This is a genomic window from Niveispirillum sp., from assembly GCF_052437035.1.
GTDB lineage: Bacteria > Pseudomonadota > Alphaproteobacteria > Azospirillales > Azospirillaceae > Niveispirillum.
Window position 1 is genome coordinate 846,705 of the sequence record NZ_JBQVOH010000002.1, and the last position, 25,030, is coordinate 871,734.

Sequence of the window (25,030 nt, forward strand, 5' to 3'; positions counted from 1 at the left end):
CACTCACTCCCTGCTGCGCTCATGGTTCCGTCGGTTAGGACTTGAATACCCATTCGACTTCCAAATCAAGGGTTCCCTTTCAACCGGTCGAGGATTCCCTGCACGGTTCCCTCTTTTTCCGGCTTGGCCGCCGGCTTCTGCGGCGGTGCCGGCTGCGGCTTGGGTGCCGCCGGGGCAGGGGGCTTGGGCTTTGCCGCCTCCGCCGCCTTGGCCTTGGCGGCTTCTGCCGCTTCGGCTGCGGCGGCCTGTTTGGTCAGCCTTTCCGCCTCCCGCTTGCCCAGCCAGGCATCGGCGGCGGCCACGTCCAGGGTGCGGACGCTGGACTGGTCCGGCCCGGTCAGGTTGATGGCCATGGGCGGCGCGTCCGCCGGGCTGGCCGGCGTGACCGTCAGGCCCAGATCCAGCGTGCGCTTGGCCCAGGACCAGCGACCGGCCCCCGTTATCCGCCCCGCCGGCCCCGCCGCCTCAATCCCGCTCAATGCCGCCACCTTGTCGGCCAGGGTGAAGGACAGTGACAGGCTGTCGAAACCCGTTACCCCCTTGGCGCGCAGGGCGGTGCGCAGCTGTGTCGGCCCCTTCGGCCCGCCTTCGGACAGTTTCTTGCCCACCAGCGCCAGATCCAGCCCTGTGATGGAGCCATCCCGCAGGCTGGCCTGGCCTTCCCCGGCCAGGGCGGACAGGAGCGCGCGCGGCGTGGGGCCGGCCCCCGTGCCCGTCAGCGACAGGTCGAACCGCCCCCCGCCAATGCCCAGCGACGGGCCAGCCAGCCAGCCGGGCGTCACCGCATCCTTGATGGCCAGATTGACCGATCCCGACAGGGGCACCGGACCCGGCTCCTCATCCGTGGCCAGCCCAGATCGTTCCGTCTGTTCCAGGGCACCGGTCAGGGTGACATCGCCGCCCTGCCAGCGGCCCGCCGCACCCTCCACCCGGATCAGGCCATTGCCAATGATCAGCGGCAGGCTGACATTGCCCAGCTTCTCCCCGCCCAGGGTCAGTTGCGGCACGCTCACATCCAGCTTGCCATTCAGACGGCGGGTCCAGCCCAGGTCCCAGCCCAACTCCCTACTGTCGCCATCGCGCGTCAGGGCCGGGATCACCAGATCGGCATCCAGCACCGACAGCGACAGTTTGCCATCCAGCCGCGCCGCCGCAGAGCCGTCCGCCGGCGCCGGCACCCAGGTCAGCGCACCGTTCACATTGTGTCCCGCAAACTGCCCCGTCACCCCGTCCAGCACCAACGTGCCCGACAGCGGCCCCGTGATGCCGGCATAAAGGTCCAGCGGACCCAGCGCCCCCGCCGGCCGCCAATCGGGCATCAGCAGGCGCAGCAGATTGGCACTGTCGGGAAGCGTGCTGCGCAGCTTCACATCCAGCTGCGCATCCTGTCGCGCCGTGGGGTTGCCGATGCTGCCGCCCAGTTGCGTCGTGCCGCCCAGGGCATCGGCGCGGATATCGACCGACAGTTTGGCGGCATCGCCGACCAGCCGTGCCTCCACTGCAACAGGCCCCAACCGTTCGGCCAGCACCGGATCAGGCCGGCCCAGGGCGCGCAGCAGCGGGGCCAGCGTCGTACCCGATCCCGTCAGGGTCAGGTGCGATGCCTCCCCCTCCTTGTCCGACAAATGGCCGCTGGCCTTCACCTTGATCCCGGCCACGCCGTCCGCCGCGCCATCGCGCAGGGTCAGCGCCCCGCCGGTCCAGCCGGCATCCAGCACCAGCCCCTCAATGGGCAGGCCCGCGACCACCAGCTGCGCCGCCTTGCCCTCCAGCGTCAGGTCGATATCCGCCAGTAGCGGCTTCAACACGGGCCAGAGCGGCGGCGCTTCCTTGGTGCGATAGGCGTCAAGGTCCAGCCGGTCCAAATCCAGCCGCAGGCCCAGGCCCGTCCGGTCACGTCGCGACAGCGTAACAGCGCCGCTGAACCCCGTCGTATCGACGCTGCCTTTGGCATCCGTCAGGGCCATATCCTGCGGCTTGCCCGACAGCCGCCCCGTCAGCCGCGCCTGGCGCAGCCGTTCCAGGGGCACTGTCTCCATCCCCACCCCGGCCCAGGCCAGCGTGTCGCGCACGCTGTCGGATTTCAGGTCCAGATCGGCGCCCAGCACGGGCTGTTCCCCGCTGAAATCCGCCGCCCCTTTCAGGGTCAGGGCCGTGCTGCCGGGCAGGGTGGCCGACAGTTCCGCATCGCCCAGCACCCCGCCGCCCAGCCGCCCGACCAGCCGCAGGTCGCGCAATATATCCCCGCGCCACCGCCCCTGATCGGCCAGCAAATCGAGCGTCAGATTGGCGCGCAGCAGCCAGGGCGACAGGCCCGGCAGGTCCCGGCCCAACCCATCCAGGTCCAGGGCGGTAAAGGCCAGCACCACGGCGCCTACCCCATCGCCGCTGCGCGGGATTTCAACACTGCCGGTCGCGCGGCTGTCGCCCCATTGCAGCTCAATCCCGTCCATGCCCGCATTCTGTCTGGACAGCGACAACCGTCCGCGCAGCGACAGGGCAGGGGCCTTGCCCGCCCCATCCCCGGTGCCGCCCATGGCGTCGGCGGGCAGTTCCATGCCCGCCAGATGCTGCACCAGCCGCAGGACGGGTGCCGCATCCGGCCCCTGCAGCGCGACATCACCCTCCAGCCGCAGATTGCCCCCCGCCGGCGGCAGATTGCCGGTGAAGCGCAGTTCGGCCTTGGCATCGGTCAGCGCCAGGATGGCCCGCACCGGTACCGCCCCATTGGCAGATTTGCGCGCGGCATTCAAGCTGAACCGGGCCGGCGCGCCGTCCAGCGACCCCGTGGCCGTCACCTCGAACGGGCCCGATGGCCCGCCCGCCGCCAGTTCGCCGGCCAAGCCGGCCAACCGGATGACATCGCCGCCCGCGCGTTCCAGGGCCAGCGACCCTGCCGACAGGCTCACCCCCTCCACCTGTACCGCACCGCCCAGCGATGACAGGGCGATGGGCCAGCGGGCAGGGCCATCGGCGGGCAGGATGGCCCGCATCTCCGCCTCGTTCAGGGCCAGATGCTGGATATGAACCTGCCCCTGCAGCAGGGGCCAGGGCCGCACCTGCATGGCGACCCGCCCGACGCGCGCCAGCGGCTCGCCATTATCCAGCAGCCGGACATCGGCGGCGGTCAGGGTCGGCACGGGCAGCAGGGTCAGGTTCAGGTCACCATCAATGACCACCTGCCGCCCCGTCAGTTCGGCCAGCACATCCGCCGCCCGCGCCCGGAACTCATTCCACGGCACCAGCGACGGCCCCACCAGCACCACCAGGATCAGCAGGGCCAGCGTCAGCCCCAGGGTCACCGCGATCCGCTTCACGCCCAGCCCATCCCTCTTGCCTTCCACTGCTGCTCGGGTCTTAACCTATAGAACCGTCGCTCGACAGGATAGGAAATGAAATGGGCGAAATCGTGAATCTCAACCGCGCCCGCAAGGCCAAGGCCAAGACCGACCGCGAGGTGCAGGCTGCGGAAAACCGCGTGAAATTCGGCCAGACCAAGGCGGAAAAGGAAAAGCGCCGCGCCGAGGAAGAGGCGGCACGGCGGCGGTTGGAGGGGCATCGGGTGGAGTGAGGGGGGGGGGCGTCGGTGTTTTTTTGGGGGGCGGAAGCGGACGGGGGGGGCTGTCAGGGGGCTAAGACGATAACCTCGCAACGATACCACCCAACTCGCCCGATTCGAGATCAAACTGGCTTAGCTGAATTGGACTTCGGGGTGGTCACGGCTTTTCTCCAAGTTGAATATCGCTTTCGCTCGATGCCGAATTTTTTGCAGATTTTTATGTCAAGATCGATAGCTGTTTGTACACACACCCGCGTCAAACTAATTAGTTCATCAAAGTCGAGATGAGCTCTCTCTCCTTCGACAAAATGGAAATTCTCATGTTCTGTCACTCTGCTTAGGAACACCCGATTAACGAAACCACGATTATGAACATGAATATTCCTAACCTCCACAAGAATTTGCATCAAATCGCGTTCATTGTTGTCTCGAAACATCGTTATACCCATTGAATCGTTAATAAATTTCTCAATTTTTGACATTCCGCCGTACGAAAGAGAGTTGACTTTTCTGTCAATTAGATAGTTTATTAACTCTCTTTTGTTGCTGAATTCAAATATGTCTTCAATTTTGACGGACTCTCCGGATTTCACCATCTCGGGCCTCTTTTTCATCGCACCTTGTATCGTTGATGAAATAAACCAAAGAAAGGCATCAACAGTAGTCACTGTCAGATTTTTAGAATTAAGCGAACTGAAATCCTTGAGTTTCTTTACTGCTTTCTCTGGATTATCAATGGTCATCTGGTAGCGTTTTCTGTCTTCTTCGTTTTCTGCTGATTTTATTAATACTTTGCTCGCAGTTAGCGCTGCATCATCTGCATGAAAAGCCAAATTAAGTGTGAAATAGAACAAGTCTACCACACTATAGTAGTCTAACAAAAACAGATATAGGTTTCTGCTCGTTAGAATCGATTGGGAGGGAAAATAGAAACCAGAATTGCTTACTGTGGCTTCGCTCGACATGCGCCCTCCCAGCATGCTCAGTGAATAGAAATCATATCACATTTTCACGTAAAAGTCTAAAATAGTTTGCCGCTGATAAATCTTCTCAAGCCTTTTGTGACTAGACGCGCCACGCCAATTTTCCGTCAAAGCTTTCGTGTGCTGGCCGCGATATAGCTGGGGTCGCTTACCATACAACAGCTTATTGAAGGCTTCCGCCGAAACCCTTCTCCCTACACCGGTCCCCCCCCGTCCCGTCCGTAAAGGCGTCGTTTGGCGGTCAACGCGGCGGCGGCTGGAAACCGACGACTGCGATGGCAATCCGGACAAATTGTTTGCCAAACGACTTTCCGCACAAAGCAGTTGACGAAATGTCCGCTGATAAGACGCTCACCGGAGCGCCCGAACGACCTCAATGGAGCGCAAACCCGAAACCTCACCCCCACCGCTCCATCCCCAACCCCTCCGCTGCCAACGCCCAGGGATGCATCCTGTCCTCATAGACCATCACGTTCGGCGGCGGGAAGTTCGGGTCGGCGAATGCTCCGACGGCGATAGCGATGAAATCGGGTGCCCCGTCCAACTCCCAATAGACGGTGGAGCCGCAGGTGGGACAGAAATGGAAGGTGGCGGTGCCGCCGCTGTCGCCCTGGCGGGACCAGGTGGTGGTGTGGCCCGTGATGCTCACGCTGTCGCGCGGGAACCGGGCTTGGGTGGCAAAGACGCTGCCGGTGCGTTTCTGGCATTCCAGGCAATGGCACATGGACACCCGCAGCGGCTCCCCCTCACAGGTCAGGCGCAGTTGGCCGCAACTGCATGACGCGATCCGGGTGGTCATGAGCATCTCCTGTCCCTGTTATGTCTGGTTTCAGCAGGCCGACTGGCGATCAGCGTGACACCGGCCAATCCCTTGAAATGCGCGTCACAGGTCAGAAATTCCGCCCCCCGCTGGTGCGCGGTGGCGTAAATCACGGCGTCGGTGGTGGCCAGCCTGTGTCCCATGTCGCTATCCACCAGCTATTCGATCCAGGCCGAGGTATCGACCAAGCGCTTTGCCGAGGCCATCAGTACCGATCCGCGCGATCGCGGTAGCCTTCCTTATTGGCCCCCTTAGCGATACCGGCGAGCTGTGTCAGCTCTGGCACCGGCATCACCAGCACGCCCTTGCCCTTCGGGATGAACACAAACTCCTGACCGGCCTGCCACTGCTGCTCCTCGCCGGTGGCTGTTGCTGTCATGTCATGCCCCTGACATATCAATCGCCCTCCGGTGAGAATATACCTGCGGGCGGTTCAGCACCAGCAAGCAACGGCCCCTGCGGCACCCCCATCACCCCGGAAAATGCTCCACATGCATGTCGCCGGTACGACCGTAATAGACGACGCGGCGGCCCAGGAAGGTGACGAGGTAGCCGGCGCAGCCCGCTGCCATGACCCGGTCACAGAAGGCGGGATAGGAATAATCCGGACCGTCGGCCTGGGCCCAGCGGATCAGGCGCTCCACGGCTGCCGCATCGAAGGCCGGGGAAATGGTGCTGGCAGCGTGCGGCAGGGGCAGGGTGATGCTGTCGCCATCGGGCAGGTAATAGCTCTGCGTGCCGCAGCGGTAATCCACCAGATACCCCTCGAACCCCGCATTCACCAGCCGACCGATGATGGCGGGGAAGTTCAGGCTGCCCGTATGGGCGGCCTCCAGGCACTCACGGGCAAGGACGATCCGTTCCGCATCCATGGCGGTTCTCCCTGGCTCATATATGATTTCCAAGGAAACTATATTGATATGGTTTCTTAGTCAACTAAATTTGCGGCGGGATGATGAAGGGGAGGGCGGTGAACCCGCCCGCCCCTCTCCGGCTCACCCGGCCTTGCGCGCCTTCGCCACCTTCAGATAAGGCGCCAGATAATGCCCCGTATGGCTGCGCGGGGCCTTGGCCACCTGTTCGGGCGTGCCGGCGGCCACGATCTCACCGCCGCCATTGCCGCCCTCCGGCCCCATGTCGATGATCCAGTCGGCGGTCTTGATGACCTCCAGATTATGCTCGATCACCAGCACGGTATTGCCCTGATCGACCAGCGCGTGCAGCACTTCCAGCAGCTTGCGCACATCCTCGAAATGCAGGCCGGTCGTCGGCTCGTCCAGGATATAGATGGTGCGCCCCGTGGACCGGCGCGACAGTTCCTTGGCCAGCTTCACCCGCTGCGCCTCGCCGCCCGACAGGGTGGTGGCCGGCTGGCCCACCTTGATATAGCCAAGGCCGACGCGGTCCAGGGTTTCCAGCTTGTCGCGGATGGACGGCACGGCGCGGAAAAACTCCGCCCCTTCCTCCACCGTCATGTCCAGCACTTCCGCGATGCTCTTGCCCTTGTAATGCACCTCCAGCGTTTCGCGGTTATAGCGCTTGCCGTGGCAGACATCGCAGGTGACATAGACATCGGGCAGGAAATGCATCTCGATCTTGATGACGCCGTCGCCCTGGCACGCCTCGCACCGCCCGCCCTTGACGTTGAAGCTGAACCGCCCCGGCCCGTACCCGCGCGCCTTCGCCTCCGGCAATCCGGCGAACCAGTCGCGGATGGGCGTGAAACAGCCAGTATAGGTGGCGGGGTTGGATCGCGGCGTGCGGCCGATGGGCGACTGGTCGATATCGATGACCTTGTCGATATTCTCCAGCCCATGGATGGCGTCATGCTCGCCCGGATGTTCGCGCGCCCCCATCAGCTTCTTGGCCAGCGCCTTGTACAGCGTCTCGACCACCAGCGTGGACTTACCACCGCCCGACACGCCCGTGACGCAGGTGAAGGTGCCCAGCGGCACCTTGGCCGACACATCGCGCAGATTGTTGGTGCGGCAGCCCGTGACCTCCAGGAACTGTCCCGGATGGCCGGGGCGGCGGACCTTGGGGATCTCGATGCAGCGGCGGCCCGACAGATACTGCGCCGTCAGGCTGTCCGGATGGGCCATCACCTCTGCCGGTGTACCTTGCGCCACCACGGTGCCGCCATGCACGCCCGCCCCTGGTCCCATATCGACCAGATAATCGGCAATGCGGATCGCATCCTCATCATGTTCGACGACGATGACGGTATTGCCGATATCGCGCAGGCGTTTCAGGGTGGTCAGCAGCCGGTCATTGTCGCGCTGATGCAGGCCGATCGACGGCTCGTCCAGCACATAGAGCACACCCGTCAAACCTGAACCGATCTGCGACGCCAGCCGGATACGCTGGCTTTCGCCACCCGACAGGGTGCCCGACGCGCGGTCCAGCGCCAGATATTCCAGCCCGACATTGTTGAGAAAGCCCAACCGCTCGTTAATCTCTTTCAGGATACGCACGGCAATGTCGCGCTGCTTCTGCGTCAGATGCGGGTCAAGGGCCAGGAACCATTCGCCAGCCTGGCGGATGGACATGCGGCTGATATCGGCGATGGACAGGCCCTTGATCTTGACGGCCAGCGCCTCCGGCTTCAGGCGCGCGCCGTTACAGGCCTCGCACGGCTGCGACGACTGGTATTTGGACAATTCCTCGCGCACCAGCGCGCTTTCGGTTTCCTTCCAGCGGCGCTGCAGGTTGTTCACCACGCCCTCGAACGGCTTCTTGGTCTCGTACGACCGTAACCCATCATCATAGCGCATGGTGATCGCCACCTTGCCCGACCCGAACAGGATGCAGTTGCGCACCTCTTCGGGCTGCTTCTCCCAGGGCGTGTCGATCTTGCTGCCATAATGGGCGCAGATGCTTTCCAGGGTCTGCAAATAATATTGCGAGGTGGAGTTGGCCCAAGGCGCGATGGCACCCTCCCGCAGGCTCAACCGCTCATCCGGCACCACCAGCATCGGGTCGAAATAATGCTTCGACCCCAGCCCGTCACAGGCCGGGCAGGCGCCGAACGGATTGTTGAAGCTGAACAGGCGCGGCTCCACCTCCTCAATGGTGAAACCACTGACGGGGCAGGCGAACTTGGCGGAGAAGACGGTGCGCTCGCCATTGTCGGCATTCTCGGCAAAGATCAGGCCGTCGGACAGCTCCAGCCCCGTCTCAATCGAATCCGCCAGCCGGTTGCCCAGGTCGGCCTGCACCTTCAACCGGTCGACCACCACCTCGATATCATGCTTCAGCTTCTTGTCGAGGGTAGGGGCATCCTCGATCTCATACATCTCGCCATTGATCTTCACGCGCTGGAACCCGCGCTTGCGCAACTCCGCCAGTTCCTTCTTGAACTCTCCCTTCTTGCCGCGCGCGATGGGGGCCAGAAGGTACAGCCGCGTCCCCTCCGGCATGTTCAGGATACGGTCCACCATCTGGCTAACCGTCTGGCTTTCGATAGGCAGGCCCGTGGCGGGGGAATAGGGAACGCCGATGCGCGCAAACAGCAGGCGCATATAATCGTAAATCTCCGTCACCGTACCGACGGTGGAGCGGGGGTTGCGGCTGGTCGTCTTCTGTTCGATGGAAATGGCGGGCGACAGGCCCTCGATGCTGTCGACATCGGGCTTCTGCATCAGTTCCAGGAACTGCCGCGCATAGGCCGACAGGCTTTCCACATAGCGCCGCTGCCCCTCGGCATAGATGGTGTCGAAGGCCAGCGAGGATTTGCCCGACCCGGACAGGCCGGTAATGACCACAAGGCTGTCGCGCGGCAGATCCACATCGACATTCTTCAGGTTATGTTCGCGGGCGCCACGGACGGAAATATGCTTATTCATCGGTTTTGATCTTCGGCTTTCTGTCCCGTGGGGCGGGCGGATGCTGCGATGCAGTTAAGGATAGGCGATGTGACCGGTTTGAAAAGGTCGCGTGAACGCGGCCCCGTCATGTGGGCAGTAAAGCGGATAACCGTTTCGGGGCGACGGCGCGATAGCTTTCCAGCGTCCAATGGCATAGCCGCTCGACATCGATCCCTTCACCCGGCTGAAACTTGAACGTGACCCAGCCGGCCTTGCCCAGCCCGTACCCCGTCGGCGCGGCACCCGGCATGTCCAGGGCGAAGTCGCGGGAGTGGGGGAGTTTCAGGCTGACCCGGAACAGGCCCTCGTAATGGTTCACGAAAATGAATATCTTGCCGCGCACCTTGATCACCCGTTCCCCCCAGGGGAAATCCTCCGCCGCCTCGGGCAGAGTCAGGGCATGATCCTTCAATGCCTGCTCGGCATCGGCAAAGGGAAGGTCGTTCATGGTCGCGTCCGGCTGGTCATGGGACGGGATGACAATGCCCTGTCCATTAGCGGAATGCAATGTTCTTGTATTGTTCCCATTAAAAATGTAGAAAGCAGCAGGGGGCAGCGTGTAGGCTGCGAGCCATTCGGCGGCGGGCGACTTCCGCCGACGATCCCTTTTTGCGAAAGAGCGACAGCATGGCGGGCAGCGTCAACAAGGTCATCCTCATCGGTAACCTGGGCAAGGAGCCGGAAGTCCGGTCATTGCAGAATGGCGGCAAGGTCTGCACGCTGCGTATCGCCACCTCGGAAACCTGGAAGGACCGTGGCACGGGCGAGCGTCAGGAACGCACGCAGTGGCACAGCGTCGTAATCTTCAACGAAAATCTGGTCGGCGTGGCCGAGCGTTTCCTGAAGAAGGGCAGCAAGGTCTATATCGAGGGCCAGCTTGAGACCCGCAAGTGGCAGGATCAGCAGGGCCAGGAACGTTACACGACGGAGGTCGTGCTGCGGCAGTTCCGTGGCGAACTGACCCTGCTGGATGGCCGTGAAGGCGGCGGCATGGGCGCTGGTGGCGGCGGTGGCAGCTACGACGACCGTGGCGGCGATTATGGCGGTGGCAGCGGCGGCGGTTACAGCGGCGGGGGTGGTGGCTCCTATGGCGGTGGCGGCGGCGATTACGGCGGCGGCAACCGTGGCGGTGGCTCACGCGGCGGCTCCGGTGGTGGTAGCAGCCGGCCCAGCCCCGCGGCCGATCTGGACGACGAAATCCCGTTCTGATTCAGGTCCTGGGTGGAATCAAAAAAGGCGGCCCGTTGTCGGGGCCGCCTTTTTCATTGGTGTCAGGGTGGGGCCAGGAAGGGAAAGACCGTTTCCGACGGTGGCTTTTCATCCCCATCGACCCCGTCGTCGATACCGGTTTCCAGACCGGTGGACAGCAACGAGCGGTAGATATCGACGGCATCCTGCCCTGGACTGCGCCCGCCGCAATCCCCCGCCCGGTCCGCCCGTCCCGCCAGTGCGGTCAGTTCGACGGCAGCGAAATGACGGCATTGGCCGGATGCCGAATTGATCCACAGCCGGTCATCGGCCAGAAAGGCGGCCAGCCGGTCATAGCGCCGGCCGGCCGGTGCCGCACCGCCGGTCAGCAGCGCATTGCCGCAGACCCCGTCAAAACCATCATAAAGGCCCAGATTGCGGGCAATCTCCGCCGCGAAGTCGGGCCAGTGTGCGGGATCGGCGGCATTATACGCCTCCTTCATGACATTGGCCTGATCCGCCGGGTCCAGGGTGCCCAGCAGGGCATTGCCGGTCAGGGGACGGCCCATGCGGTCGATCTGCCGATCCGCCCCCCTCGTTGCGGCCCAGACCGACAGGATCGGCCCGCCGGCATTGATGGACGCGACATCGATGGACAACACGATGCTGGCCGGGGTCCAGCCTTTCAGGAAGTTCGTGGCTGGCCCGCCATCCACCTGCCGCCAGCGTTCCCTGATTGCCGCCACCGTGGCCCCGACAAAGGCCGGGCAGCGGTCCTTGTCCACGGTGGCACCGGCCCCCAACGCCGCCTGCGCCACGCGGTAGGCATCGCGGGTCCCGCGTACATTGTTGAAGAACGGGTCATCCCGTAGTCCGGCGAACATCCGGAACCGCTCATGGCCAGAGACAATACCTGCCGCATCTCCGGCCCGGCCCTGCGCCCGGTCATCTCCACCCAGGCGGCAATCGCCCGCATCCGGTTTGGGAAAACGGCAATAAACGCTGATCGACCGGGCGGTCTCCCCGAACCGCGTACCGCTGCCGATATGGAATTCATAGGCGATGTCCGGCGCGAACCCATGCCCCACAATTGTCAGGGCCAGATTTAATCGCGAAGTATCCGCCGACATCCAGGCATAGAGATCGCCAATATCGGCGCGCGGGTCGGCGATGACGGTCGGGCTGTCCAGATGGTCTGCGGCCCTGGACCCCGATATCAGGGACAGGCATGACAACAGGGCACCAAGGATTGATCGGCAACGCACCATTTCTCTGATCCTTATTCGCCCGCCGCAAAGGACAGGCTGGCAAAACGGGTTTCAAAATCCGCGACGATCCCGTCGGGAATGGGCGTCGTCCACACCACCGACAGGAGCCAGCGCCCCTGATGCGAAATGGCGAAGCGGGTGCGGCCCTCATGGTCCGTCACCTGCTGGTCAACGGGCCTGCCATCTGCCGTCAGGTCGCTCAACCGGACCTGGGCCCCGGCCAGGACGGCCCCATCGAACAGCACGCGTACAGGCAGAGCCTGCCCTTGTTTCAGCAAACCCGGATGTATCTCCGGCACGATTTCCAGGTTCAGGCCAGTGGCCCGCGTCGCGATCGCCGCGCTGTCGGGATGGAGGGCACCCACCTGCAGGATGGCCTTGGCCCGCCGGCAATAAATCTCCCGCCCAGGCCTGTCTTCCTGCCCCCGCTCACGGCGCCAAGCGATGGCCGGTGTCAGCCCCTCTTGCTGGATGTAGCTGTTGAACCGGTCGGCGTGCAGGGCAATGGGGGCGTGGTCTGTCTCCAGGATCAGCAGATGCGTACCCGTCTCCATCAGCGACAGGTGCATATCCGCCGTATCCCCGCCCAGGTTCAGGCCGGCTACCTGATCGCGTCCCCCGCCGGGTCCCAGGCTACGCAATGTCACGATGCGCCTTGCTTGAATGGGGGAGCGTTCCCGCACCCCGTGATCACCGACCCAGATCATGGCCGGTACCGCTTGCCCCGGCTCTGCCTGGAAAAGCTGCGGCTCAATCCAGAAATCATGCGCCTTTACTGGTGCCGACAGCAGCAGGGCCGCCAACAGCCATCCTGGCCATCCTCTGCGGCCCGCAATCGGCAAAGCGTCCCCGTTCCCCGCCATGGCGTGGTTTCTCTTCTTCTCGAATTATCAGGTTTGAGAGGGAAAGGGCGGCGGGAACCGCGCCCGCCGGCCTGTCCTTCAGGCGATTTCAGAGCGAATTTCGGCTGACCCGAGAAATGCTCTAATCACCCTGGGCGGAGGCATGGGCCTCCTTCAGCTTGATCGCGCACTCGTCACAGCAGACTTCAACGGTACGTCCGCCCACCGTCACCCGGATCGGCTGTTCATCCAGGTCACAGTCACAGGCGGCACAGGTCCTCTGGTTCATCATTCCCTCCCACGTCTCTGGTAAGGGCGATGAAACCAGTTCTTGCCACACCACGCTGTCGAAATCTTTAGCGTTTAAGGACCGATTGCCGGAATTCCGTGGGTGACCGTCCATAGGCCTGGCGGAAGGCCGCCGTGAAATGGCTGTGGCTGGAGAAACCCAGATCCAGGCCCAGCGCCGTCAGGTCGTCATAGTCCGGCATCAGGTCCAGGGCACGGGCCAGCCGCAGCCGCGTCTGATAGCGGTAGAGCGGCACCCCCTCCACCTCCCGGAACATCTGTGTCAGATAGACGGGCGACCCGCCTGTCTCCGCCGCGATCTCGGCCAGGCTCCAGCGGCGGGAAAGGTCCGCTGACAGGACCAGTTTGACCCGGTCCACCAGCTTCTGCTGGCCCAGCCGCCCCTCGGCCAGATGGGCTGTGCGCGGCCCCAGTGCGCGTTGCGCCAGGGTCAGCGCCAGGCTTTCCGCTTCCAACGGTTCGGCGATGCCCTGGATCAGCGAATAGCGCAGCATGGCGGTCAGCGCCTGGGCCCGCGGATCAATGCGCAGCCGGTGCCGCGTGAACCGAACCAACGCCCCCTCCTGCAGCAGGCCAGGCGGCGGCAGTTCCCGCAGAACGGAGGGATCAATGGTCAGATGGAGACTGGCATGCCCACCCGGCACGGGGTGGCTGAACCGTACCGGTACGCCGGCATTTAGCAGCAGAACCTGATTGGGTTCCGCCACCACCCGTTCATCCGCGACTTGGCATTGGAACAGCCCGCGATAGGGCAGGACCAGCGTGGCCGCCGCCATCTCTTGGACAAGCTCATCGCCATCTCCGTCATACACGGCGTCGGTGACCTCAACCAGAGTGGTGGTCAGCAGGTGGGTAACCTGAAACAAGGGGCTGGTGTCCATGGGGGGCAGGGGCCGGGGATTAACCCTACGCCGCTGCCGCCATCCCCGGCAATGTGGGACGATGATTGATGCCCCGACCAACCCGACCATCCCGTCTGAGCCGCGTCACGGGTATGCCAGCAATGACCAGGGCGGAATGGTTCTGTGGGCATCGTCACAGCCCCTGATCCTGCACTGCGTCATAACTCCCCCATGCCAAGGGGGTGACAAACCCCATGCCAGTGCATGCGATGAGACCTATCATGAAGAATGTTCTGCCCATCGGCGCCCTTCTGCTGGCTGCCGTTCTGTCCACCCCTGCCCATGCCGCGCCCGCTGATGACCTGGGCCTGCGTCTGGATCGCGTCTGCGCCGCCGTGCCGGCGCCGGGTCTGGATGGCAAGCCGGTGGAACAGCAGGGCCGGGCCGTTGATGCCTATGCGGCAGCCGTGGCCGACTATCAGGATTGCCTGCATCGGGAACTGCGCGCCTCGCGCGCCACCCTGACGCAGTCCGAACAGGCCATGATCGCGGGCCGGCTCAGCCGCAGCGCCTATGATCTGACGGCTGTTCGCCTGGATTATGCTGGTGCCATACGCGCCTCCCGCGCCGCCGCGGTGCAGGTGGCCGAACGCACACCGTAAAACAGCTTTCCCACGCCTCTCCACAGGGGGCCATGGAAAAGGCCGGGTCCAGCGACAGGACCCGGCCTTCTTTCTTGGTGGGCGGGGCGGTTCCGATGGCCCGGAACCGCCCTTACTAAACTCAGCCCAGAACGCTGTCGGCGCTGACCACCGCGCCCAGATGGGCGATACCGGGATATGTCAGCTGGCCCTTGGCGACGTTCAGGCCGTTGCGCAGATGCACATCGTCCTTCAGCGCCTTGACCCAGCCCTTGTCGGCCAGGGCCAGCACGAACGGAGCCGTGGCATTGTTCAGCGCGAAGGTGGAGGTACGGGCGACCGCACCCGGCATGTTGGCCACGCAGTAATGGATCACGCCATCGACCACATAGGTCGGGTCGGCATGGGTGGTGGCGTGGCTGGTCTCAAAGCAGCCGCCCTGATCGATAGCGACGTCGACCAGAACCGCGCCCTTCTTCATGCGGCTGACCAGATCGCGGGTGACAACCTTCGGGGCTTCAGCACCCGGCACCAGAACGGCGCCGATGACCAGATCGGCTTCCAGAACGGCCTGCTCGATGGTTTCGACATTGGCATAGACGGTGTTCAGGCGGCGGCCGAACTGCTGATCCAGCTGACGCAGCCGATCCAGCGACTTGTCCAGAACGGTGACATGGGCTTCCAGGCCCATGGCCATGCGGGCGGCATTGGTGCCGACCACGCCGCCACCGATGATGGCGACCTTGGCCGGGGGCGTGCCGGGCACGCCGCCCAGCAGGATGCCGATGCCGCCATAGGACTTCTCCAGGCAGTGCGCGCCGGCCTGGATGGACATGCGCCCAGCCACTTCCGACATCGGGGCCAACAGGGGCAGGCCGCCATTGCGGTCGGTCACGGTCTCATAGGCGATGCAGATAGCGCCGCTTTCCTGCAACAGCTTGGTCTGCTCCGGATCGGGTGCCAGATGCAGATAGGTGAACAGGACCTGACCGGGACGCAGCATCTTGCATTCGACCGGCTGCGGCTCCTTGACCTTCACGATCATGTCGGCGCGGGCGAAGATTTCTTCGGCGCTGTCCACGATGGTGGCGCCGGCGGCGACATACAGATCGTCGGTCAGACCGATGGCGGTGCCGGCGTCCTTCTGGACGATCACCTGATGGCCATGGACGGTCAGCTGACGCACATTGCCGGGGATCAGACCGACGCGATATTCGTGATTCTTGATCTCTTTCGGAACGCCGATGAGCATGTTTTTTCTCCCTGTTCGGATGTGAGGAGAGAATACGCCCGAACCCCACCGAATGTCCTTGCAAAGACCGGGTTTGGCATGGCCCTATTTCGACGTTTCGTGCATGAAATTCGGCATATGCGGTGGATTATGCGGCCAATCGACCTTGACGCCATTGATCGTAAGATTCTGATAAAGGTGCAGGCCGATGGTCGCATCTCCGTTGCCGACCTTGCCGACCATGTCGGGCTGTCCCCATCCGCCTGTCACCGCCGCCTGAAACGGCTGGAGGATGAGGGCGTGATCGAGGGCTATGTGGCGTTGGTCAGCCCCGCTGCCTTGGGCCGTGGAACCTCCGTCTTCGTGCAAATCACGCTGGACCGGCAGCAGGATCAGGACCTGCGCGCGTTTGAAGCGAAGGTGATGGAATGCCCGGAGGTGATGGAATGCTATCTGATGGCGGGCGACGCCGATTTCATGCTGCGCGTCGTTGTCGCCGATGGCAGCGATTATGAACGCCTGCACACCCAGACCCTGACCCGCCTGCCCGGCGTGGCGAGGGTACGGTCCAGCTTCACATTGCGCACGGTTGCCAAACGCACCAGCGTGCCGATGCGGTAAAGGATAATCTCATGACCATCATCCGTGTGGGCTGCGGCGCCTTCATCACTGACGGGCAGGGCCGTCTGCTGCTTGTCAAACGCCGCCGCAATCCAGAGGCAGACCATTGGGGCCTGCCCGGCGGCAAGGTCGATTTCCTGGAACCCGTCCCCGACACGATCCGCCGCGAAATCGCAGAGGAACTGGGGGTAACCATCGAACTGACTGGTCTGCTCTGCGTCGTGGACCAGATTGATCCCACCGGACCCAGCCACTGGGTCAACCCCGTCCACCGCGCCCGCATCGTGCAGGGGGAACCCAGGGTGATGGAACCCGACGCTATGTCGGACTGGGGCTGGTTCGCGCTGGACGCGCTGCCGTCACCGTTGACGATCTCCACCCGCACCGCCGTGGCGGCGGCGGGTGGGTAAGGTCACACATTCTCGTCAATGATGCGGAATGTGCTGCCGGGCGTGCCGAAGATGCTGACGGTGCATTCGCCCCAACTGGCCGGAATGGTCCAGGTCACATCCGGTTCGGCCTTGGCGCTGAAGGTGCGGGCATCGCAGCGCGCCTCAACCCGATCCAACTCGCCTTTGACATCGGTCAGCGAGATGGTGCGCCGGACGGGACGATACCGCCAGGATGGCTGCTCCGCTGAACAGATTTCCGGACGGCATTCCGATGGAATGCGACCGTCGACACCGAACGGTGTCCCATCCTCCACAGCCTTGCGCAGACGCTCCAACGCCGATGTCAAAGGCTTGTCGGCATCCTTGTCACCCAGATTCTTGATCGTCTCGGCAGCGTCCACGGCGTCGTGATAGAGGCCCTGTGACAGGGCCAGACGCAGTGTCAGCCGCCTTACCCAGCCCTGTTCGCGGGGACCGAGAAAGCTATCGCTATATCGCACTTGCTGAAGATACAGGATGGCCAGATCGACCTTGCCGGCAACGGCCATGGCCTGTGCCCTGCGGGCCATGATGTGGACCATCTCATAAAGAAACCGGCTGTCCTTGCTGGCCGTGTCCAGTTCCGCCATGGCTTCATCCGCCTTGCCTTGTTCAAGCAAGGCGTCAACGGCGCGCAGCCGCCGGATAATCTCCGGGCTGGCGCCGGGATTGGCCGACTCAATACGGAAATAGAAACGCTGATACTGGTTGCGCGCCTCCACCGGCGTACCATCGCGCTTGGCGGGTTCGAACTGGCACCCCTCCAGCCATTTGGCGGTATGTTTGGCGAAATCGCCCCGGCCCATTTGATAATCGACGGTCACATCACGGGCCTTGCCGTCGGCGGTGACATTGAACCGCAGATCAACCCAACCTTCGGTCCAGTTATCGCGCTCCCTCAACGGATATGCCGGAAGGTCGCGCCCGCACTCAGCCCGTTTGGGGGGGGGTATAGGTCCCCTGCTGGACCGTCGTCTGCGCCTGGGCTGAAAGGCTGGCTGCAAGTGCAAAGACCGGCACAACGAAGCAGAGACGCCACAAACCCATGCTTGCCCCCCACTGGTTGCAACAGCCGACGCCGTCGCCTCCATGATCCCCGATGGAAACTTCCTACATCAAAGGAAAATGGATAGCCAGAGTGGTGTGGTTTTCTACCTCAGAAGACAAAATTCAGGTCAGGGCCTGAAATTGGCGGGCTTACACACCCGCCGCTGCATCCTTCGCCGCCCGGCTTTTTTCAATGCGCCGCGCCATGAACACCGAGACCTCGTACAAAAGCAGCAGCGGGATGGCGAGGCCGATCTGGCTGATCACGTCGGGCGGTGTCAGGATGGCGGCGGCCACGAAGATGATGACGATGGCATAGCGCCGCTTGGACGCCAGCCCGTCCGCCGTGACCAGCCCGACGCGCGCCAGCAGTGTCAGCAGCACCGGCAATTGAAAGGCCAGACCGAAGGCGAAGATCAATGCCATGATCAGCGACAGGTAATCCGCCACCCGCGTTTCCGCCTGCACCGCCAGCGTCGTCGCCGTCGCCTCCACCTCGAAGCCGAGGAAGAATTTCAACGCCATGGGCATGATGAAGAAATAGACCAGCGACGCGCCCAGCGCGAACAGCACCGGTGTGGCCACCAGAAACGGTACGAAGGCCTTGCGCTCATGCTTGTACAGGCCCGGCGCCACGAACTTGTAGATCTGGGTGGCAATCATGGGAAAGGCGATCATGGCGCCGGCCCAGAAGGCCACCTTCACCTGCGTCAGGAAGAATTCCTGCGGTGCGGTAAAGATCATGCGCCGTTCCGCCGCCTTGGTCCCCAGTGCCTGCACCAGCGGGTGCATCAGGAACTGATAGATATGGTCGGCCACCGCAAAGCAGGCCAGGAACGCCACGATCAGCGCCCCGCCGCTCCACATCAACCGGTTGCGCAGCTCGATCAGATGGTCAAGCAGCGGCATCTTGCCGGCGTCCAGCTCATCCTGTTCGATCGGTTCGCTCAAGGCGTCTTATCCTTGGTGGGTTCCACGGGGGCCGCCGTTATGGCAGCAGCGGCGCTGACAGCATCGGGGGCGGCGGTGCCGGTCTGTGCCGGTATGGGGGCGGGGACAGGCGGGAAGGCCGCACTGGCCATGTCGGCTACATCCTCACCGCTGGCATCGGCCTTCGGGGCAGGGGGCTTATCATCCGTCTTTGCGGTCTGGGCCGGGCTGGTGAAATCCTCAACAGCCAGCGTCTTGCGCACGCCGCCATCGGGATCGATGCTCTTTTCCAGCTCGTCCGTCAGGTTGAAATCACGGGCCTTCTGAACCTGCTGGCGCAGTTCGTCCAGTTCGGCCTGACGCACCATGTCATCGACATTGTTCTGGAACTCACGCGCCATGGCGCGGGCGCGGGCCATCCATTTGCCCATGGTGCTCAACGCCTTGGGCAAATCCTTGGGACCGATGACGATCAACGCCACCACCCCGATCACAAGCAGTTCGGACCAGCCGATATCAAACATGGTGTCAGGCCTTGGGCGCGTCGTCGGGTTTGGCGGGCGGAACGGCGGGGGGAACCGGATCGGTCTTCACATCGTCCTCGGCCTTGGCCCCGTCAGACAGGTTGGATTTGAAGTTACGGATACCCTGACCCAGGTCGCCCATCACCTTCGGCAGCTTACCCGCCCCGAAAATGACCATGACGATCACCAGAATCACCAGGATTTCCATCCAACCCAAACCACCCATGTCTCAACTCCGCCTGCAAAGGGGCCATCGCCCCATACCACCGGAAAGGCGCGGGATCATGGCAGAAAGGCCCCGTGGCCGCAATCGCGCCACCATTCACGCCTTTTCAAATACAAAGGCCTGTCTGGGTTCCAGCGTTACCGAGACATGGCTGCCATCCTCGGGCAGGAAATGGCCAGGTGCGCGGGCATGCAGGTGGTGCGGCCGACCGTCGCGGTCGCTGACACAGAGATGGATCAGGCTGGTGCGGCCCAACAGGCGGGATGCCTCCACCCGCGCCAGATTGGGCACGCCCGTCATGCCGCCATCCGCCGCCATGGTCAGACGCAGCGCTTCAGGCCGGATCAGCACGTCGACCGCCGTACCCTCATCCAGATGCGGCACCGTCAGGCACCCGACCGGCGTGTCGACCCGGCCCTGGTGCACAATGCCCGTCAACTGGTTGACCTCGCCAAAGAAGCTGGCGGCAAAGGCATCCACTGGTTTGGTATAAAGCGCTGTCGGCGACCCCACCTGCACCAGCCTGCCATCGCGCAGCAGGGCGATGCGGTCGGCCAGGAACATGGCCTCTTCGGGATCATGGGTGACGATCATGGTCGCCGCCCCGCTACGCTTCAGCACATGCAGCGTCTCATCACGCACACTCTCGCGCAGCCTTGTATCAAGGCCGGAGAAGGGCTCATCCAGCAGCAGCACCGCCGGGCGCGGGGCCATGGCACGGGCCAGCGCCACCCGCTGCTGCTGCCCGCCCGACAGGGCATGCGGGAAGGCGCGCACGAAGCCCTCCATGCCCACCTGTTCCAGCGCCGCCATGGCGCGTTCATCCCGCTCCGCCGCGGGCAGCCGGTTCAGGCCGAAACGCACATTGTCCAGAACATTCAGATGCGGGAACAGGGCGTAATCCTGGAACACCAGCCCGATACCGCGCCGTTCGGGCGGCAGGGACGATCCCGGCTGCGCAATGGTCTGCCCCGCGATGGCGACGCTGCCCTCCTGGATCGTCTCCAGCCCGGCGGCCAGCCGCAGCAGGGTGGATTTTCCACATCCCGACGGCCCCACCAGACAGACAATCTCCCCCGGAGAGATCGACAGCGACACATCGCTCAACGCCTGCTTGGCGCCATAACGGTGGCTGACCTTGTCCAGCGACAGGGACGGCAGGGGCAGGGGGGCATGACGGGGGGCGGCCATGTCCAGCGGCGGGCAACCCGCCTTCTGGTTCCGCCCGGCCGCATCCCGGATCATCGCATCATTGATCGTCGTATCCATTCGGGGGCCGACGCCTTCCACCTTGTCCCACGACCCGGCAGGGTCACGCATCTTTCATACTTAGGATGCCGGACATTCCTTTGCAAACCGTTATTAGTTGCGTGTCGGACATGCGACCAAACGTACCGGCCCATCATTGTCCCGGCCCAGCCACTGGCGAAGCGGCGCGCACCGTCCGGGAATGCAGATCGTATGATCCCCGCCAAAATGGCTGCCGGCCAGCACCAGTTCGGGCAGGGGGGAAAGGGTTGGGTGGCTGATCCACCAGCCATCGACCAATCTGGCATCCGGCCCCGGCTCCATCCCCACCCCGCTGCCCTTGACGCGCGAAGTCTCAAGGATAAGGCCCAGATCGGTGACCCGATACTCCTCCCGCCATTCCACCTTCTCGATGGAATGGGTCCAGGACAGGGTGAACCGGTCGGTTTGCACCATCACGGGCGGCTGCATACCCGCGATCAGGCACAGGGCGAGCAGCCCCGCCATCACGCCGCCGCCCTCTGCCGACAGCGCCAGAGCTGGCGGCCCAGGAACAGCGCCGCCAGCACAAACCCCGCCTCATCCGTCATCGGCATGGCCAACACAAGAAGGACCGCCGCCGCAAAGGCCCAGACCATCTCCCACACGGCCAGCTTGGTCTTGTAATGGCCGACGGTGACGATCCCCAGCAGCCCGATCCCCACCAGCGCCTTCACCACCATATAGGCCGTGTCCAGCCAGTCGCCCGATTGCAGCATCAAGGCCGGATCGAACACCGCCATGAAGGGCACCAGATATCCGGCGATCCCGATGCGGGTGGCCAGCCAGGCAATCTCCATATGTCCCGCCCGCGCGATGGGCGACGCCGCCAGGGCCGCCAGCGCCACAGGCGGCGTCAGGTCGGCCATGATCCCGAAATAGAAGCAGAACATATGGCTGACGATCAGCGGCACACCCAACTGCTGCAGCGCCGGTGCCGCGATGGAGGCGGTGATGATGTAATTGGCCGTGGTCGGCAGCCCGGTGCCCAGGATGATGCAGGCCACCATGGTCAGCACCAGGGCCAGCAGCAGGTTCCCGCCCGACAATTCCACAATGATCCCGGCCAGCCCCGATGCCAGCCCCGTCAGGGTCAGCATGCCGATCAGAATGCCGACCAGGGCGCAGGCAATGCCCACCGCCACCGCCGCCCGCGCCCCGTCGGCCAGCGCCTCCATCAGCGCGTTCAGCAGCCTGCGCCCCGACTTGAACAGAAAGCACGGCAGGGCTAGCAGGCCAATGACCACCATGGCCATCTGTTCTGTGCGCAAGCCCGCCTGCGTCAGGCCCCAGGCCCCCAGGCCCAGCCCCACCCAGAAGGCCACGCGCAGCGCCACCGGCCCCATCTGTGCCACCAGCAGCAGCCCCATCATCAGCACGACCGTGCCGGCAATGCCGACAACGCCCGCGAACAGCGGCGTGCGTCCCGACAGCAGCAGCGTGACCAGCGCCACCAGCGGCAGCAGCAGATGCCATCCCCGGCGCAGCGACGGCCACAGTTTCGGGCATTCACTTTCCGGCAGACCGTGCAGGCCGGCGCGCGCCGCCTCCAGATGCGCCATCCAATAGGCGGAGACGAAATAGAGGATGGCCGGAATCGCCGCCGCCTTGCATACCTCCAGGTACGAAACGCCCAGCGTTTCGGCCATGATGAAGGCGGCGGCCCCCATCACCGGCGGCATGATCTGCCCGCCCATGCTGGCCGTGGCTTCCAGGGCACCGGCAAATTTCGCGGAATAGCCGAAACGCTTCATCATGGGGATGGTGAATTGGCCGGTGGTCAGGACATTGGCTACACCCGACCCGTTGACCATGCCCATGAAGCCCGACGACACCACCGCCACCTTGGCCGCCCCACCCAATCGCCGCCCGACCAGCGCCATGGACAAATCATTGAACAGGCCGATGACCCCGGCCTTTTCCAAAAACGCCCCGAAAAGGATGAACAGGAAGATGAAGGTGGAGGAAACGAAGGTTGGGGTGCCGTAAATCCCCTCGGTGGAGAAATGCAGCTGTTCGATTACCTGATCCAGCTCATACCCGCGATGGGCCAGGATATCGGGCATATACGGCCCCAGCATCGCATAAGGCACGAAGGTCAGGCATAGGGCCGGCAAGCCCCAGCCCATGATCCGCCGTGCGGCCTCTGCCACCAGCAGGGTATTCAGCGCCCCCACCCATAGGTCCAGATCGGTGGGCGTGCCCGACCGAAGGATCAAATCATGCTCAAACACCCAATGATAAAGGCCCAGCAGGAAGGCCACCCCGCCCAACAGCCAGTCATAGACGGGCACCTTCTCCCGCTTCATCCCGTCGCGCGCACCGATCAGCAGGAAGGCCATCAGCAGCAGGAACCCCACATGCACCGACCGCACCACCAGACTGGACAGCGGGTTGAAGGTGGCGGTCCATAGCTGGAACAGCGCAAACGCCACGCCGATCACAAAAATGACCCTGCGGTCCCCTCCGCTCAGCCGCGCGATGGCCGACGTCGGATCATCCTTCTCCACCGCGCGGCGGACGGCATCTTCATCAATATCGGCGGTTTGGGTCATGCGGGGGGCCTATTTGGCTCATTGTGAAACACGCTCCCCCTCGTCATCCCGGCGCAAGCCGGGACCCAGGGGCCACAAGCTCAAACCTCGCCGCTGCACATATCAGCGCGGCTGAAAGCCTATGCGCCTGGCCCCTGGGTCCCGGCTTGCGCCGGGATGACGAACGGGGAGGTGGGGGATTGAACGAAGTTACGCGCCCCCTCACAACAACCCTTTCTCCTGATAAAACCGCTTCGCCCCCGGATGCAGGGGCGCGAATTCCGCCGCCGCGTCCTTGGACAAGGCGATCTGTTTGGCCGCCGCATGGGCGGATTTCATGGCCTCCAGATTCTCGAACATCAGCTTGGTCATCTGATACGCCGCCTCGTCCGACACGCCGGCATGGGTGGCAAGCGCATTGCCAGTCACGACCGTCGGCACATCCGCCGTCTGGCCGTTATAGGTGTTGGCGGGAATGACGGCGGAGCGGTAAACCGCCTCGCCAATCTTCGCCACCGTCTCCGCCGGCACCGATACCACGGTGATGTCGATGGAACTGGCCAGATCGCGCAGCGATGCCACGCCCAGACCGGCGGATTGCAGGGTGGCGTCCAGCTGCTGGTTCTTCATCAGGTCGACACTCTCTGCGAATGGCAGATACTCGACCTTCTCGAAATCCGCATAGGACAGGCCCGCAGCCTTCACTACGGCCCGCGCGTTGATCTCCGTTCCCGATTTCGGTGCGCCGACCGATATGCGTTTGCCCTTCAGGTCGGCCAAGGTCTTGATACCAGACGCCTTCGACGCCACAATCTGGATATAGTTGGGATAGATCACGGCCAGGCTGCGCAGCTTGTCTAGTGGTTTGGCGAACCCCACCTCGGCATCACCGCGCACGGCCTGGACCAGCGTATCGGTCTGGGTAAAGGCGATCTCGCCGCGCCCGGCCTGCAACAGGTTCAGGTTCTCCGCCGATGCCTTGGTGGCCTGAACCGTGAACTTCGTCTCCGGCATGGCCTTGCCATAGATCTGCGACAGGGCAACGCCCAGCGGATAATAAACCCCGCTGGTCCCGCCGGTCAGGATGGTGACAAAGCGCGGGGCCTGCGCGCGGGCCGACCGGGTGCTGCCCATCGCTGCCGCCACGCCGCCCAGACCCAGAATGCCGAATTGCCGCCGGTTCAAACCGTCCATGAACCATCCTCCCGTTGTTTGTTGCTGCTGACCGTTCTCCGGTGCGCGGGGCCTGTCCACGGCCCTTTTCTTGATCATTGATCTTTCAGAAAATTCCGGTCACACGCAATGCGCTTCATGCCGGATTTTCCTTTTGCCACCGCTTTGTGGCAGGCTGCGGCGCCCTGGTTTGAATTTTGTGGGAACATCCCAATGGATATGGAAGGCGAATACGCCATCCCGGCCCCCCGATCCCGTGTTTGGGACGCGCTGAACGATGCCGAAGCCCTGCGTCGCTGCATTCCCGGCTGCGAGGAACTGGTGCGCGATGATGACACGACCTTGTCGGCCAAGCTGAAGCTGAAGATCGGCCCGGTCAGCGCCAAATTCGCGGGCCGCGTCACCCTGTCGGACATTGATGCCCCTAACGGCTACCGCATCACCGGCGAAGGGCAGGGCGGTGCCGCCGGCTTTGGCAAAGGTGGGGCGGTGGTCACCCTGACCGATGGTCCCGATGGCACCACCATCCTACGCTACAAGGCGGAAGCCACCGTGGGCGGCAAGCTGGCGCAGCTGGGCGCGCGCCTGATCCAGGGCACCGCCGCCAAACTGGCCGATGAATTTTTCGCCGCCTTCGCCGCCGCCCTGACCCCGGCCGACTGAAAATCGCCGCCGGCATCCCCATATGCGGCTGATCCCACTCTGGAA

General features: G+C 63.6%; 27 protein-coding genes. 6 read left to right on the plus strand and 21 right to left on the minus strand.

Annotated features, from left to right (window positions below):
* Positions 1-65: 65 nt before the first annotated feature.
* Entirely contained in the window at positions 66-3,317 is a 3,252-nt protein-coding gene (locus ACT6Q8_RS09010; RefSeq protein ID WP_444733251.1) for an AsmA family protein, read from the minus strand.
* An 80-nt stretch (positions 3,318-3,397) separates the two neighbouring features.
* On the opposite strand from ACT6Q8_RS09010, the gene ACT6Q8_RS09015 reads away from it, so the two are divergent.
* Positions 3,398-3,571, plus strand: coding sequence for a DUF4169 family protein (locus tag ACT6Q8_RS09015; RefSeq protein ID WP_444733252.1), 174 nt, complete (start codon positions 3,398-3,400; stop codon positions 3,569-3,571).
* Positions 3,572-3,681: 110 nt separating this feature from the next.
* On the opposite strand, the gene ACT6Q8_RS09020 is transcribed toward ACT6Q8_RS09015, so the two are convergent.
* From ACT6Q8_RS09020 to ACT6Q8_RS09050, 7 genes are all read right to left on the minus strand, one after another.
* Positions 3,682-4,524, minus strand: a complete 843-nt coding sequence (locus tag ACT6Q8_RS09020) for a hypothetical protein (protein ID WP_444733253.1) — start codon at positions 4,522-4,524, stop codon at positions 3,682-3,684.
* Between the two features lie 415 nt (positions 4,525-4,939).
* Positions 4,940-5,341 (minus strand): GFA family protein, encoded by a 402-nt coding sequence (locus ACT6Q8_RS09025; RefSeq protein ID WP_444733254.1) that lies wholly within the window; start codon positions 5,339-5,341, stop codon positions 4,940-4,942.
* Positions 5,338-5,505, minus strand: coding sequence for a PIN domain-containing protein (locus tag ACT6Q8_RS09030; protein ID WP_444733298.1), 168 nt, complete (start codon positions 5,503-5,505; stop codon positions 5,338-5,340). Before ACT6Q8_RS09030 ends, ACT6Q8_RS09025 begins: the two co-directional genes overlap by 4 nt.
* 62 nt (positions 5,506-5,567) lie before the next feature.
* Positions 5,568-5,741, minus strand: coding sequence for a hypothetical protein (locus ACT6Q8_RS09035; protein ID WP_444733255.1), 174 nt, complete (start codon positions 5,739-5,741; stop codon positions 5,568-5,570).
* Between the two features lie 91 nt (positions 5,742-5,832).
* Entirely contained in the window at positions 5,833-6,234 is a 402-nt protein-coding gene (locus tag ACT6Q8_RS09040) for a DUF1398 domain-containing protein (protein WP_444733256.1), read from the minus strand.
* A gap of 123 nt (positions 6,235-6,357) precedes the next feature.
* On the minus strand, positions 6,358-9,207 hold the full coding sequence (gene uvrA, locus ACT6Q8_RS09045; RefSeq protein WP_444733257.1) for an excinuclease ABC subunit UvrA: 2,850 nt from the start codon (positions 9,205-9,207) through the stop codon (positions 6,358-6,360).
* A gap of 106 nt (positions 9,208-9,313) precedes the next feature.
* Positions 9,314-9,676 (minus strand): MmcQ/YjbR family DNA-binding protein, encoded by a 363-nt coding sequence (locus tag ACT6Q8_RS09050; protein WP_156344654.1) that lies wholly within the window; start codon positions 9,674-9,676, stop codon positions 9,314-9,316.
* 179 nt (positions 9,677-9,855) lie between these two features.
* Between ACT6Q8_RS09050 and ssb the strand changes: the two genes are divergently transcribed.
* Positions 9,856-10,437 carry a single-stranded DNA-binding protein gene (gene ssb, locus ACT6Q8_RS09055; protein ID WP_444733258.1) on the plus strand — a complete coding sequence of 194 codons (582 nt, stop codon included), beginning with the start codon at positions 9,856-9,858 and terminating at the stop codon, positions 10,435-10,437.
* A gap of 62 nt (positions 10,438-10,499) precedes the next feature.
* Here ssb and ACT6Q8_RS09060 read toward each other — a convergent pair whose 3' ends face one another.
* The 4 genes from ACT6Q8_RS09060 to ACT6Q8_RS09075 form a co-directional block, all read right to left on the minus strand.
* Entirely contained in the window at positions 10,500-11,684 is a 1,185-nt protein-coding gene (locus ACT6Q8_RS09060) for a DUF4331 family protein (protein WP_444733259.1), read from the minus strand.
* An 11-nt stretch (positions 11,685-11,695) separates the two neighbouring features.
* Positions 11,696-12,487 carry a DUF4198 domain-containing protein gene (locus ACT6Q8_RS09065; RefSeq protein WP_054168659.1) on the minus strand — a complete coding sequence of 264 codons (792 nt, stop codon included), beginning with the start codon at positions 12,485-12,487 and terminating at the stop codon, positions 11,696-11,698.
* 181 nt (positions 12,488-12,668) lie between these two features.
* On the minus strand, positions 12,669-12,818 hold the full coding sequence (locus tag ACT6Q8_RS09070; protein ID WP_156344653.1) for a hypothetical protein: 150 nt from the start codon (positions 12,816-12,818) through the stop codon (positions 12,669-12,671).
* A gap of 64 nt (positions 12,819-12,882) precedes the next feature.
* Positions 12,883-13,716, minus strand: coding sequence for a helix-turn-helix transcriptional regulator (locus ACT6Q8_RS09075; RefSeq protein ID WP_444733260.1), 834 nt, complete (start codon positions 13,714-13,716; stop codon positions 12,883-12,885).
* Positions 13,717-13,958: 242 nt separating this feature from the next.
* On the opposite strand from ACT6Q8_RS09075, the gene ACT6Q8_RS09080 reads away from it, so the two are divergent.
* Entirely contained in the window at positions 13,959-14,339 is a 381-nt protein-coding gene (locus ACT6Q8_RS09080) for a hypothetical protein (RefSeq protein WP_444733261.1), read from the plus strand.
* Between the two features lie 121 nt (positions 14,340-14,460).
* On the opposite strand, the gene ald is transcribed toward ACT6Q8_RS09080, so the two are convergent.
* Positions 14,461-15,570 (minus strand): alanine dehydrogenase, encoded by a 1,110-nt coding sequence (gene ald / locus ACT6Q8_RS09085; RefSeq protein ID WP_444733262.1) that lies wholly within the window; start codon positions 15,568-15,570, stop codon positions 14,461-14,463.
* Between the two features lie 117 nt (positions 15,571-15,687).
* Here ald and ACT6Q8_RS09090 point away from each other — a divergent pair, with 117 nt between their 5' ends.
* Entirely contained in the window at positions 15,688-16,170 is a 483-nt protein-coding gene (locus ACT6Q8_RS09090; protein WP_444733263.1) for an Lrp/AsnC family transcriptional regulator, read from the plus strand.
* 11 nt (positions 16,171-16,181) lie between these two features.
* Complete coding sequence (locus tag ACT6Q8_RS09095; RefSeq protein WP_054168654.1) at positions 16,182-16,580, plus strand: NUDIX hydrolase; 399 nt, start codon at positions 16,182-16,184, stop codon at positions 16,578-16,580.
* 2 nt (positions 16,581-16,582) lie between these two features.
* Here ACT6Q8_RS09095 and ACT6Q8_RS09100 read toward each other — a convergent pair whose 3' ends face one another.
* From ACT6Q8_RS09100 to ACT6Q8_RS09135, 8 genes are all read right to left on the minus strand, one after another.
* A complete protein-coding gene (locus ACT6Q8_RS09100) occupies positions 16,583-17,503 on the minus strand; it encodes an energy transducer TonB (protein WP_444733264.1) in 921 nt (306 codons plus the stop codon).
* Positions 17,504-17,798: 295 nt separating this feature from the next.
* Positions 17,799-18,599: a twin-arginine translocase subunit TatC gene (gene tatC, locus ACT6Q8_RS09105; RefSeq protein ID WP_444733265.1), complete on the minus strand. Its 801-nt coding sequence runs from the start codon at positions 18,597-18,599 to the stop codon at positions 17,799-17,801.
* Positions 18,596-19,102 carry a Sec-independent protein translocase protein TatB gene (gene tatB, locus ACT6Q8_RS09110; protein WP_054168652.1) on the minus strand — a complete coding sequence of 169 codons (507 nt, stop codon included), beginning with the start codon at positions 19,100-19,102 and terminating at the stop codon, positions 18,596-18,598. Before tatB ends, tatC begins: the two co-directional genes overlap by 4 nt.
* A 4-nt stretch (positions 19,103-19,106) precedes the next feature.
* Positions 19,107-19,328 (minus strand): Sec-independent protein translocase subunit TatA/TatB, encoded by a 222-nt coding sequence (locus ACT6Q8_RS09115; RefSeq protein ID WP_444733266.1) that lies wholly within the window; start codon positions 19,326-19,328, stop codon positions 19,107-19,109.
* A 96-nt stretch (positions 19,329-19,424) separates the two neighbouring features.
* Positions 19,425-20,648: an ABC transporter ATP-binding protein gene (locus tag ACT6Q8_RS09120; protein WP_444733267.1), complete on the minus strand. Its 1,224-nt coding sequence runs from the start codon at positions 20,646-20,648 to the stop codon at positions 19,425-19,427.
* A 42-nt stretch (positions 20,649-20,690) separates the two neighbouring features.
* Positions 20,691-21,083 (minus strand): DUF1850 domain-containing protein, encoded by a 393-nt coding sequence (locus tag ACT6Q8_RS09125; protein ID WP_444733268.1) that lies wholly within the window; start codon positions 21,081-21,083, stop codon positions 20,691-20,693.
* Positions 21,083-23,170, minus strand: a complete 2,088-nt coding sequence (locus ACT6Q8_RS09130) for a TRAP transporter permease (RefSeq protein WP_444733269.1) — start codon at positions 23,168-23,170, stop codon at positions 21,083-21,085. Before ACT6Q8_RS09130 ends, ACT6Q8_RS09125 begins: the two co-directional genes overlap by 1 nt.
* Positions 23,171-23,371: 201 nt before the next feature.
* The gene (locus tag ACT6Q8_RS09135; protein WP_444733270.1) at positions 23,372-24,343 is read right to left on the minus strand and encodes a TAXI family TRAP transporter solute-binding subunit; all 972 of its coding nucleotides are present in this window, start codon (positions 24,341-24,343) and stop codon (positions 23,372-23,374) included.
* A gap of 192 nt (positions 24,344-24,535) precedes the next feature.
* Between ACT6Q8_RS09135 and ACT6Q8_RS09140 the strand changes: the two genes are divergently transcribed.
* Entirely contained in the window at positions 24,536-24,985 is a 450-nt protein-coding gene (locus ACT6Q8_RS09140; RefSeq protein WP_444733271.1) for a CoxG family protein, read from the plus strand.
* The last annotated feature ends 45 nt before the right edge of the window (positions 24,986-25,030 follow it).

What these genes read in the sequence shown, in the direction of transcription:
- ACT6Q8_RS09140 (WP_444733271.1), top strand. Translation starts at nt 24,536, where the DNA reads ATGGATATGGAAGGCGAATACGCCATCCCGGCCCCCCGATCCCGTGTT.
- ACT6Q8_RS09130 (WP_444733269.1), bottom strand. Translation starts at nt 23,170, where the DNA reads ATGACCCAAACCGCCGATATTGATGAAGATGCCGTCCGCCGCGCGGTG.
- ACT6Q8_RS09080 (WP_444733261.1), top strand. Translation starts at nt 13,959, where the DNA reads ATGAAGAATGTTCTGCCCATCGGCGCCCTTCTGCTGGCTGCCGTTCTG.
- ACT6Q8_RS09090 (WP_444733263.1), top strand. Translation starts at nt 15,688, where the DNA reads ATGCGGTGGATTATGCGGCCAATCGACCTTGACGCCATTGATCGTAAG.
- uvrA (WP_444733257.1), bottom strand. Translation starts at nt 9,207, where the DNA reads ATGAATAAGCATATTTCCGTCCGTGGCGCCCGCGAACATAACCTGAAG.
- ACT6Q8_RS09050 (WP_156344654.1), bottom strand. Translation starts at nt 9,676, where the DNA reads ATGAACGACCTTCCCTTTGCCGATGCCGAGCAGGCATTGAAGGATCAT.
- ACT6Q8_RS09120 (WP_444733267.1), bottom strand. Translation starts at nt 20,648, where the DNA reads ATGCGTGACCCTGCCGGGTCGTGGGACAAGGTGGAAGGCGTCGGCCCC.
- ACT6Q8_RS09125 (WP_444733268.1), bottom strand. Translation starts at nt 21,083, where the DNA reads ATGGCGGGGCTGCTCGCCCTGTGCCTGATCGCGGGTATGCAGCCGCCC.
- ACT6Q8_RS09035 (WP_444733255.1), bottom strand. Translation starts at nt 5,741, where the DNA reads ATGACAGCAACAGCCACCGGCGAGGAGCAGCAGTGGCAGGCCGGTCAG.
- ald (WP_444733262.1), bottom strand. Translation starts at nt 15,570, where the DNA reads ATGCTCATCGGCGTTCCGAAAGAGATCAAGAATCACGAATATCGCGTC.
- ACT6Q8_RS09030 (WP_444733298.1), bottom strand. Translation starts at nt 5,505, where the DNA reads ATGGGACACAGGCTGGCCACCACCGACGCCGTGATTTACGCCACCGCG.
- ACT6Q8_RS09075 (WP_444733260.1), bottom strand. Translation starts at nt 13,716, where the DNA reads ATGGACACCAGCCCCTTGTTTCAGGTTACCCACCTGCTGACCACCACT.
- ACT6Q8_RS09020 (WP_444733253.1), bottom strand. Translation starts at nt 4,524, where the DNA reads ATGTCGAGCGAAGCCACAGTAAGCAATTCTGGTTTCTATTTTCCCTCC.
- ACT6Q8_RS09070 (WP_156344653.1), bottom strand. Translation starts at nt 12,818, where the DNA reads ATGATGAACCAGAGGACCTGTGCCGCCTGTGACTGTGACCTGGATGAA.
- ACT6Q8_RS09095 (WP_054168654.1), top strand. Translation starts at nt 16,182, where the DNA reads ATGACCATCATCCGTGTGGGCTGCGGCGCCTTCATCACTGACGGGCAG.
- ACT6Q8_RS09060 (WP_444733259.1), bottom strand. Translation starts at nt 11,684, where the DNA reads ATGGTGCGTTGCCGATCAATCCTTGGTGCCCTGTTGTCATGCCTGTCC.
- ACT6Q8_RS09015 (WP_444733252.1), top strand. Translation starts at nt 3,398, where the DNA reads ATGGGCGAAATCGTGAATCTCAACCGCGCCCGCAAGGCCAAGGCCAAG.
- ACT6Q8_RS09025 (WP_444733254.1), bottom strand. Translation starts at nt 5,341, where the DNA reads ATGACCACCCGGATCGCGTCATGCAGTTGCGGCCAACTGCGCCTGACC.
- ACT6Q8_RS09115 (WP_444733266.1), bottom strand. Translation starts at nt 19,328, where the DNA reads ATGGGTGGTTTGGGTTGGATGGAAATCCTGGTGATTCTGGTGATCGTC.
- ACT6Q8_RS09040 (WP_444733256.1), bottom strand. Translation starts at nt 6,234, where the DNA reads ATGGATGCGGAACGGATCGTCCTTGCCCGTGAGTGCCTGGAGGCCGCC.
- ssb (WP_444733258.1), top strand. Translation starts at nt 9,856, where the DNA reads ATGGCGGGCAGCGTCAACAAGGTCATCCTCATCGGTAACCTGGGCAAG.
- ACT6Q8_RS09135 (WP_444733270.1), bottom strand. Translation starts at nt 24,343, where the DNA reads ATGGACGGTTTGAACCGGCGGCAATTCGGCATTCTGGGTCTGGGCGGC.
- tatB (WP_054168652.1), bottom strand. Translation starts at nt 19,102, where the DNA reads ATGTTTGATATCGGCTGGTCCGAACTGCTTGTGATCGGGGTGGTGGCG.